General features: G+C 69.3%; 16 protein-coding genes. 8 read left to right on the plus strand and 8 right to left on the minus strand.

Annotated elements, in window-relative coordinates; all coding sequences use genetic code 11:
- Positions 1-156: fructose-bisphosphatase class II (locus tag AB0B50_RS09950; protein ID WP_362329133.1), on the minus strand; the 156-nt coding region annotated here is incomplete at its 3' end.
- Positions 157-321: 165 nt separating this feature from the next.
- Between AB0B50_RS09950 and AB0B50_RS09955 the strand changes: the two genes are divergently transcribed.
- Complete coding sequence (locus AB0B50_RS09955) at positions 322-840, plus strand: DUF4245 domain-containing protein (RefSeq protein WP_362328273.1); 519 nt, start codon at positions 322-324, stop codon at positions 838-840.
- A gap of 73 nt (positions 841-913) precedes the next feature.
- Here the strand turns inward: AB0B50_RS09955 and AB0B50_RS09960 are convergent, their stop codons facing one another.
- The 4 genes from AB0B50_RS09960 to AB0B50_RS09975 all read right to left on the minus strand — a co-directional run bounded on the left by AB0B50_RS09960 (position 914) and on the right by AB0B50_RS09975 (position 4,588).
- Positions 914-1,504 carry a malonic semialdehyde reductase gene (locus AB0B50_RS09960; RefSeq protein ID WP_362328275.1) on the minus strand — a complete coding sequence of 197 codons (591 nt, stop codon included), beginning with the start codon at positions 1,502-1,504 and terminating at the stop codon, positions 914-916.
- Positions 1,505-1,653: 149 nt separating this feature from the next.
- A complete protein-coding gene (locus AB0B50_RS09965) occupies positions 1,654-1,920 on the minus strand; it encodes an exodeoxyribonuclease VII small subunit (RefSeq protein ID WP_362328277.1) in 267 nt (88 codons plus the stop codon).
- A gap of 10 nt (positions 1,921-1,930) precedes the next feature.
- On the minus strand, positions 1,931-3,157 hold the full coding sequence (gene xseA, locus AB0B50_RS09970) for an exodeoxyribonuclease VII large subunit (RefSeq protein ID WP_362328279.1): 1,227 nt from the start codon (positions 3,155-3,157) through the stop codon (positions 1,931-1,933).
- A 36-nt stretch (positions 3,158-3,193) separates the two neighbouring features.
- Positions 3,194-4,588, minus strand: a complete 1,395-nt coding sequence (locus AB0B50_RS09975; protein WP_362328281.1) for an APC family permease — start codon at positions 4,586-4,588, stop codon at positions 3,194-3,196.
- Positions 4,589-4,664: 76 nt separating this feature from the next.
- Between AB0B50_RS09975 and AB0B50_RS09980 the strand changes: the two genes are divergently transcribed.
- Positions 4,665-5,657, plus strand: a complete 993-nt coding sequence (locus AB0B50_RS09980) for a 4-hydroxy-3-methylbut-2-enyl diphosphate reductase (protein WP_362328283.1) — start codon at positions 4,665-4,667, stop codon at positions 5,655-5,657.
- 21 nt (positions 5,658-5,678) lie between these two features.
- Positions 5,679-6,422: a polyphosphate--glucose phosphotransferase gene (gene ppgK, locus AB0B50_RS09985; RefSeq protein ID WP_362328285.1), complete on the plus strand. Its 744-nt coding sequence runs from the start codon at positions 5,679-5,681 to the stop codon at positions 6,420-6,422.
- 26 nt (positions 6,423-6,448) lie between these two features.
- Here ppgK and AB0B50_RS09990 read toward each other — a convergent pair whose 3' ends face one another.
- Entirely contained in the window at positions 6,449-6,901 is a 453-nt protein-coding gene (locus tag AB0B50_RS09990) for a DUF6542 domain-containing protein (protein WP_362329135.1), read from the minus strand.
- Between the two features lie 414 nt (positions 6,902-7,315).
- Here AB0B50_RS09990 and ychF point away from each other — a divergent pair, with 414 nt between their 5' ends.
- The 3 genes from ychF (at position 7,316) to AB0B50_RS10005 (ending at position 9,364) form a co-directional block, all read left to right on the plus strand.
- Positions 7,316-8,404, plus strand: a complete 1,089-nt coding sequence (ychF, locus tag AB0B50_RS09995; protein WP_362328287.1) for a redox-regulated ATPase YchF — start codon at positions 7,316-7,318, stop codon at positions 8,402-8,404.
- A 280-nt stretch (positions 8,405-8,684) separates the two neighbouring features.
- Positions 8,685-8,969, plus strand: a complete 285-nt coding sequence (locus AB0B50_RS10000; RefSeq protein WP_006138089.1) for a hypothetical protein — start codon at positions 8,685-8,687, stop codon at positions 8,967-8,969.
- On the plus strand, positions 8,951-9,364 hold the full coding sequence (locus AB0B50_RS10005) for a PIN domain-containing protein (protein ID WP_362328289.1): 414 nt from the start codon (positions 8,951-8,953) through the stop codon (positions 9,362-9,364). Before AB0B50_RS10000 ends, AB0B50_RS10005 begins: the two co-directional genes overlap by 19 nt.
- Positions 9,365-9,380: 16 nt before the next feature.
- Here the strand turns inward: AB0B50_RS10005 and AB0B50_RS10010 are convergent, their stop codons facing one another.
- Both AB0B50_RS10010 and AB0B50_RS10015 read right to left on the minus strand, forming a co-directional pair.
- Complete coding sequence (locus tag AB0B50_RS10010; protein ID WP_362328291.1) at positions 9,381-10,772, minus strand: hypothetical protein; 1,392 nt, start codon at positions 10,770-10,772, stop codon at positions 9,381-9,383.
- Positions 10,773-10,890: 118 nt separating this feature from the next.
- Positions 10,891-11,232 (minus strand): hypothetical protein, encoded by a 342-nt coding sequence (locus AB0B50_RS10015; RefSeq protein WP_362328293.1) that lies wholly within the window; start codon positions 11,230-11,232, stop codon positions 10,891-10,893.
- A 14-nt stretch (positions 11,233-11,246) separates the two neighbouring features.
- On the opposite strand from AB0B50_RS10015, the gene AB0B50_RS10020 reads away from it, so the two are divergent.
- Together AB0B50_RS10020 and AB0B50_RS10025 are read left to right on the plus strand one after the other, a co-directional pair.
- Positions 11,247-11,645, plus strand: a complete 399-nt coding sequence (locus AB0B50_RS10020) for a PIN domain nuclease (protein ID WP_362329137.1) — start codon at positions 11,247-11,249, stop codon at positions 11,643-11,645.
- A gap of 415 nt (positions 11,646-12,060) precedes the next feature.
- Positions 12,061-12,882 carry a hypothetical protein gene (locus AB0B50_RS10025; RefSeq protein WP_362328295.1) on the plus strand — a complete coding sequence of 274 codons (822 nt, stop codon included), beginning with the start codon at positions 12,061-12,063 and terminating at the stop codon, positions 12,880-12,882.
- The last annotated feature ends 42 nt before the right edge of the window (positions 12,883-12,924 follow it).

Genomic DNA, 12,924 nt, shown 5'->3' on the forward strand with positions numbered 1-12,924 from the left:
CGCGGCGCCGTCCGCGCCGTTCTTGTCACCCCGGCCCACCCAACGGCCCGCGGCCATCGCGGCCGCCTCGGTGACCCGGACCAGCTCCAGGGCCAGGTTGCGGTCGGGAGCCTCGGGGGAGACCTCGAGCTCGGACGGAAGATGATGCTCGGTCATCGGAGCGCACCTTTCTGCTTGATACGACGACGGCCGGATGAGGGATTGTGAATGACTCTATCCGCAGGTCGACAAAATGAGCAGGGGGCCCCACGCATGAGCGGACCGGGTGCCGAGGGAGATACCGGGGGAAGGTGCGCGATCGGCGCCTGAGACCATGAGGGTGTGGCAGGAAGACAAGGCAACCAGACCGTCAAGAACATGCTGTGGTCGTTGGTGGTGATCGCTCTCGTCGCGGGCGTGATCTACATCTTCATCCCGCATGACGAGTCCGAAACCCCGGTCGAGCGGAAGGACTACCGCGTCGAGCTCCTGACGGCGCGGCGGGCCGCGGCCTATCCGGTGGCGGCGCCCGAGGGCCTCTCCAAGGACTGGAAGGCGACGTCGGTGCGGTTCAAGGGCGAGGAGCACGACAGCTGGCACCTGGGCTTCCTCGATCCGGACGGCGAGTACGTGGCGATCAAGCAGTCCACGGAGAAGCCGGTCAAGTTCATCGAGGACGTCACCCAGGACGCCGCGCGGACCAAGGTCACCGACAAGATCGGCGGCCAGGAGTGGCAGCGGTACAAGGGCGAGACGTACGACGCCCTGGTGCGCACCGACAAGGGCGCGACGACGGTCGTCCTCGGCACCGCGTCCTTCGGGCAGCTGACGAAGATGGTGGAGTCGCTGAAGACGTCCTGACCACACGGGACCTGAACGCGCGAAGGGCCCCCGGCGGTGTGCCGGGGGCCCTTCGCGTTGCGTGCGGGGTCGCTCAGACCGTGGTGACGACGTCGTCGTACGACAGGCGCGGGGAGCGCGGGAACCAGGCGTCCTCGCCCGGCTTGCCGATGTTGACGACCATCAGCGGGGTGTGGTCGTCGTCCAGGAACTCCTTCTGGATGCCCGCGGCGTCGTAGCCGGTCATCGGGCCCGCGGCCAGGCCGGCGGCGCGCACGCCGATGATGAAGTACGCGGCCTGGAGGCCGGCGTTCAGGGACGCGGCCTGCTCACGGGCCGGGCGCTCGGCGAAGAAGACGTCCTTGGCCTGCGGGAAGTGCGGGAAGAGGGCCGGCAGCTCCTCGTGGAACTCGTTGTCCGCGGAGAGGATCGCGACGAGCGGGGCGCTCGCGGTCTTCGGCTGGTTGCCCTCGGCCATGTGCTTGACCAGGCGCTCGCGGGCCTCGGGGGAGCGGACCAGGGTGACGCGCAGCGGCGACTGGTTGAACGCGGTCGGGCCGTACTTGACCAGGTCGTAGATCGCCTGGACCTGCTCCTCGGTGACCGGCTCGTCGGTGAAGGTGTTCGCGGTGCGGGCCTCGCGGAAGAGCAGGTCCTGGGCGGCGGGGTCAAGGGCGAGAGACATGGATCAACCTTCTCGATGACGTACGGGGGTGTCTGCCATGCCCGTTTCCGGGCTTGCGTCTACGACAGTACGCCGCCACTGTTCAACTTTCAACCAAAGTCGGTGCCGGGTGATCCGCTTCACAACCCGCAGGTCGGGGCGGTGCCGTCTCAGGAGTCGGCGGCGGAGCCCTCGTCGTCCTCGTCGTCCGCCGTCCCGGGGCCCGCGAGGGCCGCGTCGAGCCTGGCCCGAGCGCCGTCCAGCCAGCGGCGGCAGATCTTCGCCAGCTCCTCGCCGCGCTCCCACAGGGCGAGCGACTCCTCCAGGGTCGTCCCGCCGGTCTCCAGGCGGCGCACGACCTCGATCAGCTCGTCCCGCGCCTGCTCGTAGCCGAGGGGGTCCGCCGGGCCCGTGGCCTCGTCCGTCTTGCTGGTCATGAGCCCCACCCTAGTTGTCGATTTGTGCGGTCTGTGTGGTTCGTACGGTGAATTCGCCCTCGGCGACGCGGGCCCTCAACTCCTCGTCGGCGCCCACCTCTTCGGGGTCGCGGACCACGGAGCCGTCCGACTTCTGCAGCACCGCGTACCCCCTCTGGAGGGTCGCGGCGGGGGAGAGGGCCACCACGCGCGCGTGCGTGTGCGACAGCTCCGAGCCCGCCCGGTCCAGTAGGTGCCCGAGGGTGCGGCGGCTGCGGTCGACCAGCGCCGCGACCTGCTCCTCGCGCTCCTCGACCATGCGGTGCGGATGCTCCATGGAGGGGCGGGCCAGGGCGTGCGCCAGGCCGCGGGCCTCGCGGTCCAGGAAGGCGTCCATGCTGCGCCGGGCGCGGTCCCGCAGCCACTGCACGCGCTCGTACTCCTCGCCGACGTCCGGCACGACCTTCTTGGCGGCGTCGGTCGGGGTGGAGGCGCGCAGGTCCGCCACGTGGTCCAGGAGGGGGTTGTCCGGCTCGTGGCCGATCGCGGAGACCACCGGCGTACGGCAGGAGGCCACCGCGCGCACCAGCTGCTCGTCCGAGAACGGCAGCAGGTCCTCCACGCTGCCGCCGCCCCGCGCCACGATGATCACGTCGACGTCGTCGAGCGCGTCGAGGTCCTTCACGGCCTGGACGACCTGCGGCACCGCGTGCACCCCCTGGACGGGGACGTTGCGCACCTCGAAGCGGACGGCGGGCCAGCGGTGGCGCGCGTTCTCCAGGACGTCGCGCTCGGCGGCCGACGCGCGGCCCGTGACGAGGCCGATCAGCTGCGGCAGGAAGGGCAGCGCCTTCTTGCGCTCGGGGGCGAAGAGGCCCTCCGCGGCGAGGCTCTTCTTCAGCTGCTCGATGCGTGCGAGGAGCTCACCGACGCCGACCGGCTTTATCTCGGCGGCCCGCAGGGACAGCTGCCCCCGCCGCTCGTACCACTCGGGCTTCGCGCGGACCACGACGCGGGCGCCCTCGGAGACGACGTCCGCCACGGCGTCGAACACCTGGCGGTAGCACGTGACGCTCACCGAGACGTCGTGCGACGGGTCGCGCAGCGTCATGAAGACCACGCCGGCGCCGGGCCTGCGGGACAGCTGAGTGATCTGCCCCTCGACCCAGATGGCACCGAGCCGGTCGATCCACCCGCCGATGAGCCGCGACACCTCACCCACGGGGAGAGGGGCGTCCGCGGACGTGTTGAGAGCCATGCGTCGAGCGTAGTCGGCGGCTGTGACACCACTGCCCTAGGCGCCCGCGCGCCCCCGCTGCTGCACGAACAGGACCACGAGGCCCACGGCCAGCCACACCGCGCCGACCACCTGCGCCGAGCCCGATGCCTCCCAGATCACCGCCACCACGATCGCCGCGCCGAGCACCGGGATCAGCAGGTGCCGCCACCAGCTGAACGCGTCGTCGCGGTGGCGCACCACGAACCAGCCCACCACGCTCGCGTGCAGCAGCAGGAACGCGGTGAGCGCCCCGATGTCGACCACCGACACCAGGTGGTCCATCCCGTCGTCACGCCGGGCCGCCCACACCGCGGCGACCATCGTGACCACGGCCGCGCACAGCAGCGCGATCCGCGGCGTACCGGAGTCCGTCCTGGACAGGGCCTTCGGCAGCCGCCGGTCCCGCGCCATCGCGAACAGCAGCCGTCCCGCCGCCGCCTGCCCGGCCAGCGCCGCGAAGGCCGCGCCGATCGCCTTGCTGGCGGCCACCACCTTGGACAGCCACTCCCCGGCCGCCGCCTCCGAAGTGTCGTAGAAAGCCGTCCCCTGCTTGGCCGGATCCGCCGCGAGCTCGGCCGACGACAGCGGTTCGAGGAGCGCCACCAGATACGTCTGGAGGATGAACAGGAAGCCCGCGAGCGCCAGACAGACAAGGACCGCCCGCGCGACCTTCGCCGAGCCCCCCGTCACCTCCTCGGCGAAGGACGCGATGGCGTCGAAGCCCAGGTACGACAGGACGGCGATCGACACCGCGCCCACCACCGCCGACAGCGCGAACGCCCCCTGCGAGCCGTCACCGGTCAGCGGCGACAGCCAGTCCCGCTGTGCCCCGTCCTGGATCAGCACGACCAGGGCGGCCACGACGAACACGAGCAGGACCACGACCTCCATCGCGAGCACCGCGAAGCCGACCCGCGCCGCCGCCCGCACGCCCCACAGGTTCAGCGCGGTCGTGACGATCACCGCGAGCGCCGTCCACACCCACCGGGACACCGAGGGGACCAGCGAGTTCATCGCGATCCCGGAGAAGAGATAGGCGACCGCCGGGATGAGCAGGTAGTCGAGCATCGCCATCCATCCGGCGATGAACCCGGGGCCCTTGCCGAGCCCCACGCGCGCGTACGCGAACACGGACCCCGCCTGGGGGACCACCCTCACCATCTGCGCGTAACTGAATGCGGTGAACGCCATCGCGATCGTGGCGATCAGATAGACGAGGGCGACGGCACCGTGCGACTTCGCGTCGAGCGTCCCGAAGACGCCGACCGGCGCCATGGGGGCGATGAAGAGCAGTCCGTAGACCACGAGGTCCCGGAAGCCGAGACTGCGCCGCAGCCCGTCGCCCTCGGCGGGATCGGCGGGTTCGCCCCCCGCGGCAGGTGCTCCCGTACTGGCGGACTGACCGGACATCGTGCCTCCGTAGATCAACGCAGGCCTCCAGTCTCCCCAACCCGGCGATCTTTGACGCGCTGGACGCGGCCTTACGATGGTGTGCATGACTGCTACGCCTGGCACCCGCCGTGTCCTGCTCGCCGCTCCCCGTGGCTACTGCGCCGGCGTGGACCGTGCCGTGATCGCCGTCGAGAAGGCCCTGGAGCAGTACGGGGCCCCGATCTATGTCCGCCACGAGATCGTCCACAACAAGTACGTGGTGCAGACCCTGGAGAAGAAGGGCGCCATCTTCGTCGACGAGACGGCGGAGGTGCCCGAGGGCTCCATCGTCATGTTCTCCGCGCACGGCGTCGCCCCGACCGTCCACGCCGAGGCCGCCGAGCGGGGGCTCGCGACCATCGACGCGACCTGCCCGCTGGTCACGAAGGTCCACAAGGAAGCGGTCCGGTTCGCCAAGGAGGACTACGACATCCTCCTGATCGGGCACGAGGGCCACGAGGAAGTCATCGGTACGTCCGGTGAGGCGCCCGACCACATCACGCTGGTCGACGGCCCGGACGACGTCGCGAACGTCGAGGTCCGCGACCCCGACAAGGTCGTCTGGCTCTCCCAGACCACGCTCTCCGTGGACGAGACCATGGAGACCGTCGGCGCCCTGAAGAACAAGTACCCGAACCTCCTCTCGCCGCCCAGCGACGACATCTGCTACGCCACGCAGAACCGCCAGACCGCGGTGAAGAAGCTCGCCGAGGACGCCGAGCTGGTCATCGTCGTCGGCTCCAAGAACTCCTCGAACTCGATCCGCATGGTCGAGGTCGCCCTGGACGCGGGCGCCGCCGCCTCGCACCTGGTCGACAACGCCGGGGAGATCGACGAGGCCTGGCTGGAGGGCGTGACCACGGTCGGCCTGACCTCCGGCGCCTCCGTGCCCGACGTCCTGGTGGACGGCGTCATCGAGTGGCTCGCCGAGCGTGGCTACGGCGACGTGGAGACCGTCAAGACCGCCGAGGAGTCGATCACCTTCTCGCTGCCCAAGGAGCTCCGCAGGGACCTGCGTGCCGAGGCGGCCGAGCTGTCACAGCGCTGACCGAGCCGTAACGTGGGCGCCATGCAGATCTTCGGTGTGGACATCGGCGGATCCGGTATCAAGGGCGCTCCGGTCGACCTGGAGCGCGGTGACCTGGCACAGGAGCGGCACAAGGTCCTGACCCCGCAGCCGGCCACCCCGGAAGGGGTGGTCGAGGGCGTGTGCGAGGTCGTCGAGCACTTCGGCTGGACGGGCCCTGTCGGCGCCACCTTCCCCGGCGTGATCACCGGCGGTACGGCGCGCACTGCCGCCAACGTCGACAAGAGCTGGATCGGCACGGACATCAGGAAGCTGGTCTCGGACCGCCTCGGCGGTGTCCCCGTCACCGTCCTGAACGACGCGGACGCGGCGGGCGTCGCCGAGATGCACTTCGGCGCGGGCGCCGGCCGCACGGGCACGGTCATCCTGCTCACCCTCGGCACGGGCATCGGCAGCGCGGTCTTCACCGGCGGCCGCCTGGTCCCCAACACCGAGCTCGGCCACCTCGAGCTGCGCGGCCACGACGCGGAGAAGAAGGCTTCGTCCAAGGCCCGCGAGGACGAGGACCTGAGCTGGGAGCAGTGGGCACGCCGCGTCCAGCGGTACCTCGCGCACGTGGAGATGCTCTTCTCGCCGGAGCTGTTCATCATCGGCGGCGGGGTGAGCCGCAAGGCCCACAAGTTCCTGCCGCTGATCGAGGGCGTCTCGGCGGAGATCGTCCCGGCGCGGCTGCAGAACAACGCGGGCATCGTGGGGGCGGCGATGGCGGCGGCGGACGAGGCGTAGCGCCTGGCGGAGTCCGCCGTGGACCGTCAGGAGGCGGGCAGCCGCTTCCCCCGGGCGGGCCCCGCAGTCTGCCCCTTCGGTCCCTTCTGCCCCTTCTCCGGGCGGGCCTGCCGCCGCTGCGCCATCAGGCGGATCTTGCGCACGGTCACGATGAGCCCGGCGACGAGCGTCCCGCCGTACAGCCATCCGGCGTGCAGCGCGAGCGACGTCACGAGCCCCATGAAGTGGCCGCCGAAGCCGCCGGAGCCCCCGGAGATCGGCAGGATCCCGGCGGCGAAGGCGATCGGCACACCCACGGGCGCCGTGACCAGGTCGGCAGGGCGCACCCACAGCGCCGTGAGCGCGGCCACGGGCAGGAAGAGCACGCCGTACGCGACGGGCGACTCACCCACGAGCAGCCGGATCAGACAGGCGAGCACGAACATCACGGCAGCGCAGAACAGCCCGCTGCCGAGTCCGGTGAGCCGCGGGTTCGGCATGCGCCGCAGCGTGCGGTACAGCGGGGTGCGGCGCAGCGCCCGGACGAACGGGGGCGCGGGGCGGCGGGGACGTGCCGAGGCCCGGTACACCGTGCCGGACCCGGCAGGTCTGCCCTGCTCGGGCAACGGCGCGGTACGCCGCTGCCGGGCCTTGGGAGTGGCCTTGGGGGCGGACTGAGGGGGACGCGTCCTGTGTTGCTCCACTGGACCAACCTAGGTCGGCCCCGGCGCGGAATCAGGCATGGGACACGCCTTTTGGATGACCTTGGCCAAGCGTTCGACGGGGAGCGGGCCCCCGGAGCCCGGGGCGGGCGGCCGACCGGAAGCGCTGGTGACGGCACGCCGTAGACTGGTGGATCGGCCCAGGTACGAAGGGGCCGTCCCACCCAGCCCTCACGTACGGGAAGTCGCAACGTGTCGCTCACGATCGGAATCGTCGGTCTGCCCAATGTCGGCAAGTCGACCCTGTTCAACGCCCTGACCAAGAACGACGTGCTGGCGGCCAACTACCCGTTCGCCACGATCGAGCCGAACGTCGGCGTGGTCGGCGTCCCCGACCCCCGCCTGACGAAACTGGCCGAGATCTTCTCCTCGCAGAAGATCCTTCCCGCCACCGTCGACTTCGTCGACATCGCGGGCATCGTGCGCGGCGCGAGCGAGGGCGAGGGTCTGGGCAACAAGTTCCTCGCGAACATCCGTGAGTCGGACGCGATCTGCCAGGTCATCCGCGCCTTCAAGGACGAGAACGTCGTCCACGTCGACGGCAAGGTCTCGCCCAAGGACGACATCGAGACGATCAACACCGAGCTGATCCTCGCCGACCTCCAGACCATCGAGAAGGTCCTGCCGCGCCTCCAGAAGGAGTCGCGCATCAAGAAGGACATCGCCCCGAAGGTGAAGGCGGTCGAGGAGGCGAAGGCGATCCTGGAGAAGGGCGACACGCTCTTCTCCCAGGGCATCGTCCAGGGCTCGGAGCGCTCGGAGCTCCTGCACGACCTCCACCTGCTCACGACGAAGCCCTTCCTCTACGTCTTCAACGTCGACGAGGACGAGCTGACGGACGACGCCTTCAAGGCCGAGCAGCGCGCCCTGGTCGCGCCCGCCGAGGCGATCTTCCTCAACGCCAAGCTGGAGGCGGACCTCGCGGAACTGGACGACGAGGAGGCCTTGGAGCTCCTCCAGTCCGTCGGCCAGGAGGAGCCCGGCCTCGCCACCCTCGCCCACGTCGGCTTCCGCACGCTCGGCCTCCAGACCTACCTCACGGCAGGCCCCAAGGAGTCCCGCGCCTGGACGATCAAGCAGGGCGCGACGGCCCCCGAGGCGGCCGGTGTCATCCACACCGACTTCCAGAAGGGCTTCATCAAGGCCGAGATCATCTCCTTCGCGGACCTGGTCGAGACGGGTTCGGTCGCCGAGGCCCGCGCGGCGGGCAAGGCGCGCATGGAGGGCAAGGAGTATGTGATGCAGGACGGGGACGTGGTGGAGTTCCGCTTCAACGTGTAGCGGCTGACGTATCGTCACGTCGCTGACCTCGCAAACGTGCAGGTCAGAGAGGGTCCGACTCTTCGGGGTCGGGCCCTTGGTTTTTTCCCGCGCTGGGATGGCGCTGGGATAGCTGACCCCTCGTCACCTGTCGTCATCCCTGGTCATCTGTACCGTGCTGGGATCGTGCTGGGACGGGATGGAGATGCCCGTGCTGGGGTTTGCGCGAGCGGGGTGCTGGCCGAGTGCGAAGGCAGTGCGGACGTGGCACTTTTCCTACTCGTTTGACACAATCGGGGGCATGGCTGAGACGACGTACAGCATCGGGGAAGGCCCGGCGACGCGGGTGAGCCTGTCGCTGCCGGAGGGGACTGCGGAGGCGATCCGGGCGCGGGTGGGCAAGAGGGAGTTCTCCGCGTTCATCGCCGAGGCGGTCGAGCGTGAGCTGCGCGGGCAGGTCCTGGACGAGTACCTGGCGGACTACGAGAGCCGCAAGGGGCCGGTCTCCGAGCCGGCTCGTCAGCGGGCGCGGCAGGTCTTCGACGAGGTGTTCGCCGAGGAGGCCGAGTGGCCCGCCGCAGGCTGAGCCACGAGGGAACGTTGGTCCTCGACAGCGAGGGACTCTCGAAGCTGCTCGCTGACGACGAGCAGGTGGTGGCTCTGATCGCTGAGGCGCGCTCGCGCGGCATGGAGGTCGTGATCAGTGCGCTCACCATTGTCGAAGCCGTCCACGCTCGTACGAACAAGTCCCGCTTGAACTGGGTGCTTTCCGGGCTGCGGGTCGTTCCGATCGGCGACGAGGAGGCGAGGGCGGCCTCGCAGTTGCTGATGAATGCCGGGCTGCACGGGCACAAGTACGCGATCGACGCGGCCGTCGCCGAGGCCGCGCTGCGACAGCACCGCCCCGTGGTCATGCTGACTTCCGATATTGACGACATGACCAAGCTGTGCGGCGAGCGGGTCCGGCTTGTGGCGGTGTGATTTCCCCTGGTCCGGCTCAGTAGGAGCGGGGTCCGTAGGGGCTCCAGTGGCCGAGGAAAGGCTTGAGGTCGTCGCCGCTGGGCTTTGGTGGCGTGGGCAGTTTCGGCGCTGAGACCGATTCGGCGAGGATTTGGTGGTGCGCGTCCGCGAACGCCAGCCACGCCTCGATCTCGGTTCGCTCCTGCCCGGGTGGCAGTGATGTGACGTGGTTGCGTACTGCTGCGATGTATTCGGTCAGTCGGCTGGCCTGGTGCCAGGTGTCTGCCTGTTCTCCCAGGTGTTTGACGCGGTAGGCGTGGGCGTAGGCGGCGTGGGCTTCCTGCATGGCGGCTTCCCAGCGCTTTCGCTCTACCTCTCTGGCTTTCTGGTCCGCGAGGCGTTTGCGCTCCGCGGCTTCGCCACGGAGGCCGACCTCCTGCACGATCTCGGCGAGTTGTTCTTCCAGAGGCCGGTCGGGGAGATCCGCCCATTCGCTTGCACGGTGCGGGCTGCCGCCGCGAAGTATGAAACGCAGCCGGCTGGAGGGGGTGTAGTCGAAGCGGGGGATGCGCATCCATGAGTGCTTCTTGGCGTCGGCGAGTTCTTTGTCCGTGGGGACGTGTTCGCTGCGGTCCTGTTCTTGAAGGACGAGGAAGCCGACACTTTCGCCTTGGGCAGTGATGGAGAAGTGCGGTGGTGCCTTGCGCCGCCGATGGGGCGGCGGCGCGCCTTGTGTGGTTCCGAGCGCTGCCTTGTGGCCTTGTGCTTCGGCGGCGGTGATGAGGGTGTGGATGATGCGCAGGGCTCGGCCCTGGAGGGGTTTGGTCAAGCCCATGGGCTGCGGCTGCTTTTGGAGGGCGGCCACGACGGCATGGGGTTTGGTGAGTCTGGCTGGCACATGGAGCGGGGTGAGTTCCGCGAGGCGCCAGGCAGGGATGTCGACCAGCTTGATCTCGTAACCGCGGTGGGTGCGGTACCCGTGGAGTTCCTGCGTGTGGGGGATCTTGCCGGACTTGCGGGCGGCGTTGACTCGTGACGCCCAATTCACCGCGTGCGGGCCGGATTCGATGGGCTTGATGAGACAGCCGTCATTCGCAGCGGCCAGTTCTGCGAGTAGCTGGTCCGCGTAGTTCGCCAGGGCCTTCGGCGCGGCTCTGGGGCGTGGTGGTGCCGGTTTTCGAACGGGCCGTTCCGGCGGTGGGGTGCTCTGCTCCACAGGGTGGATGCCGCGCTCGATGAGGTGCTGCCGCCCCTTCTCGGTGAGGCGGGCGCTCCAATGCCCGCGGCGTTTGGTGATTTTGATGAGCCCCCGGTTCTGCAGGGCCTGTCCGCTGGTCTTGTACGTGCTGTCCGGCCAGACTCTGTCGGGACACCCCTGGCCCACCCAGTCGAGCACGGCCTGCTGCCGCTCATTGAGGGCCTGGTGCATGTGGTCCCCCTGCAGTTCCTAACTGTGCTGCCCCCGGAGACAATGCCCGCCGCTTCCATGGGAATTCCGGACGACCTGAGAGAGCCTTCGATCGGATGAGACGTGGTGCATGGCGCGTTTACAGCGAGAACAGCTCTTCCTGGTAGTTCTCGACGACGCCGCGCCGTGGATAGAAGAGGCCAAGCAGCATGAACGTCCTGGGTCGTTTGGCTAGGTTGCCGACGAAGCAGTGGACGACGTGGTCCGGTGCGAACATCCGGGTGAACCAGCGCTCCCGCAGCTTTTCCTCCACACCCTGTTGTCCGTACTGGCGCAGGTATTTGCGGTAGGACTCGCCGGCCTCCCAATCCCTGAGGGCCATGTCGTGACTGGTGCAGTCGGAGTCGTTGCAGCGGAAGCGGTAGCGGAACTCCAGGGGTACCCACTCAAGTTGGCGCAGGTCCTGGTCGAGGAGATCCATCTGATCGGCACCTCATCGACAAGTCCGCGCTGGCTCGACGGGGAAAGCCGGAGGTGCGGGCGCGGCTGGATGCGCTGGATCGCGACGGGCTCCTCGCGGTATGTGCCCCGACCGAGTACGAGGTTCTTTACTCCGCGCGCGGCAAGCCCGAGGCGCTGCGACTGCGCACTCTGCTCCGCGGTTTCGACTGTCTGCCCTGCAACGACGAGGAGTTCGAGCGGGCGCTGGAGATCCAGAGCCTGGCCCTGAACGCTGGCTTTCGCCGGGCGCTGTCACTGGCCGACGTCCTCATCGCGGCAACCGCCGAGCGGCACCGGGCCATGGTCCTGCACTACGACGGCGACTTCGACATGATCGCCTCGGTGAGTGGGCTGCGAGCCGAGTGGGTCGTGGAACCTGGCACCGCCGACTGAGTCAGGGACGTGCATGCTGCAGCTGAAATTCAGGCCAGAGCTTCGACCTGCGTACACCGACACCGCGTCCGTTGAGCAGCGTTCTCGGCATCGGGCCTCCTCGTACTTTGTCGCGCATCTGTACTGGGATGACCTGACATTCCTGCAGGTCAGAGCCTTGTGGCGGAGTTCCGGTTCAACGTCTGCCTCCGCAGCTCAGCTAAGCTCAGCGACGGCCCGTCCCGCTCTTCGGAGCGGGACGGGCCGTTTTCGCGCCCCCTGCCCGAGCTTCCGCGCTCCCCTTACGGGGACACTCCGGTAGTACCCGCACCGCATATTCCGCTGCCGCGTGCAAGGCCGCTTTCATTCCGGGGTCCGGTGGGGCGACCCGCTGCTAATCTCCCAGAAAGAGCCGCATTCTCAGGGGGGAGCGGCCATGGCCAAAGGCGCGTACAAGGCGTATCGAAAGGCGCTCGCTGATGTGTACGGCGGCTGGTGGTGCGCCTGGCCGCTGACACAGAAGGTGCACGTCGGAGACGTGCGCGCGCTGCACGACGGCGGTTCGGTCCCCGCGGGCACGCTCGCGGGCCGGGGCATCGAGGCCAAGTCGGGACCCACCGGCGCACCCGGCGACATCGCGTACGACGCGGAAGGCACCGTCGACGTCCGGTTCAAGGCCGCGGGCGCCGCCGCCCAGGGATTCGCCTCCCTCGCCGCGGCCGACGCGGGGGCCCTGGTCGAATTCCGCGCCGGACACAGCGCGTTGGTCGTCTACACCGGCATGAGGCAGAACGGCGTCGAGGACGTCGCCCAGCTGGCGCAGGAATTGATCCGGCGCTGCTGGCTGGGCGAGTGGGACTCGGCGCTGTTCGCCGTCACCGAAGTGATCTCCGCGCGGGCCGGCACCGTCCTGACCGCCGAAAAGTCGGGCGCCAGCGCGGAGTTGAAGATCCAGGGGGAGGCAGGGCCAGGACCGCTGAACCTCGTGGATCTCGCGGGCCGGGTCGCCTTCCACACCGCGAGCAGCGTCGGCCTGCGCTGGACGGGCACGGACCTCACACCCTGCTACCGGGGCGTGCGGATCCGTACGTCCTGGTGGCGCGACGAGGTCGTCGCGGAGTACGGCACCACACAGCCCGGCCGGGGCCTCTCCGCCGACCCCGTGCCCGAGCTGCTCCTGGAACAGGCCAGGGACCAGGTCTGGTCGGTGGTCGAACGAGTGGGGCCGGACGACGACCGGCCCCTGGGCGGTGACTAGCCGCCCCAGGCGGTACAGCACGGCGCGATCCCTCGGGGGGAA

It is taken from the genome of Streptomyces sp. NPDC041068, assembly GCF_040647455.1.
Classification (GTDB): Bacteria; Actinomycetota; Actinomycetes; order Streptomycetales; family Streptomycetaceae; genus Streptomyces.

Coding starts and splice junctions, on each gene's coding strand:
- AB0B50_RS09960 (WP_362328275.1), bottom strand. CDS start 1,504: ATGTCTCTCGCCCTTGACCCCGCCGCCCAGGACCTGCTCTTCCGCGAG.
- AB0B50_RS09965 (WP_362328277.1), bottom strand. CDS start 1,920: ATGACCAGCAAGACGGACGAGGCCACGGGCCCGGCGGACCCCCTCGGC.
- xseA (WP_362328279.1), bottom strand. CDS start 3,157: ATGGCTCTCAACACGTCCGCGGACGCCCCTCTCCCCGTGGGTGAGGTG.
- AB0B50_RS09975 (WP_362328281.1), bottom strand. CDS start 4,588: ATGTCCGGTCAGTCCGCCAGTACGGGAGCACCTGCCGCGGGGGGCGAA.
- AB0B50_RS09980 (WP_362328283.1), top strand. CDS start 4,665: ATGGTGTGCATGACTGCTACGCCTGGCACCCGCCGTGTCCTGCTCGCC.
- ppgK (WP_362328285.1), top strand. CDS start 5,679: ATGCAGATCTTCGGTGTGGACATCGGCGGATCCGGTATCAAGGGCGCT.
- AB0B50_RS09990 (WP_362329135.1), bottom strand. CDS start 6,901: ATGCCGAACCCGCGGCTCACCGGACTCGGCAGCGGGCTGTTCTGCGCT.
- AB0B50_RS10000 (WP_006138089.1), top strand. CDS start 8,685: ATGGCTGAGACGACGTACAGCATCGGGGAAGGCCCGGCGACGCGGGTG.
- AB0B50_RS10010 (WP_362328291.1), bottom strand. CDS start 10,772: ATGCACCAGGCCCTCAATGAGCGGCAGCAGGCCGTGCTCGACTGGGTG.
- AB0B50_RS10015 (WP_362328293.1), bottom strand. CDS start 11,232: ATGGATCTCCTCGACCAGGACCTGCGCCAACTTGAGTGGGTACCCCTG.
- AB0B50_RS10025 (WP_362328295.1), top strand. CDS start 12,061: ATGGCCAAAGGCGCGTACAAGGCGTATCGAAAGGCGCTCGCTGATGTG.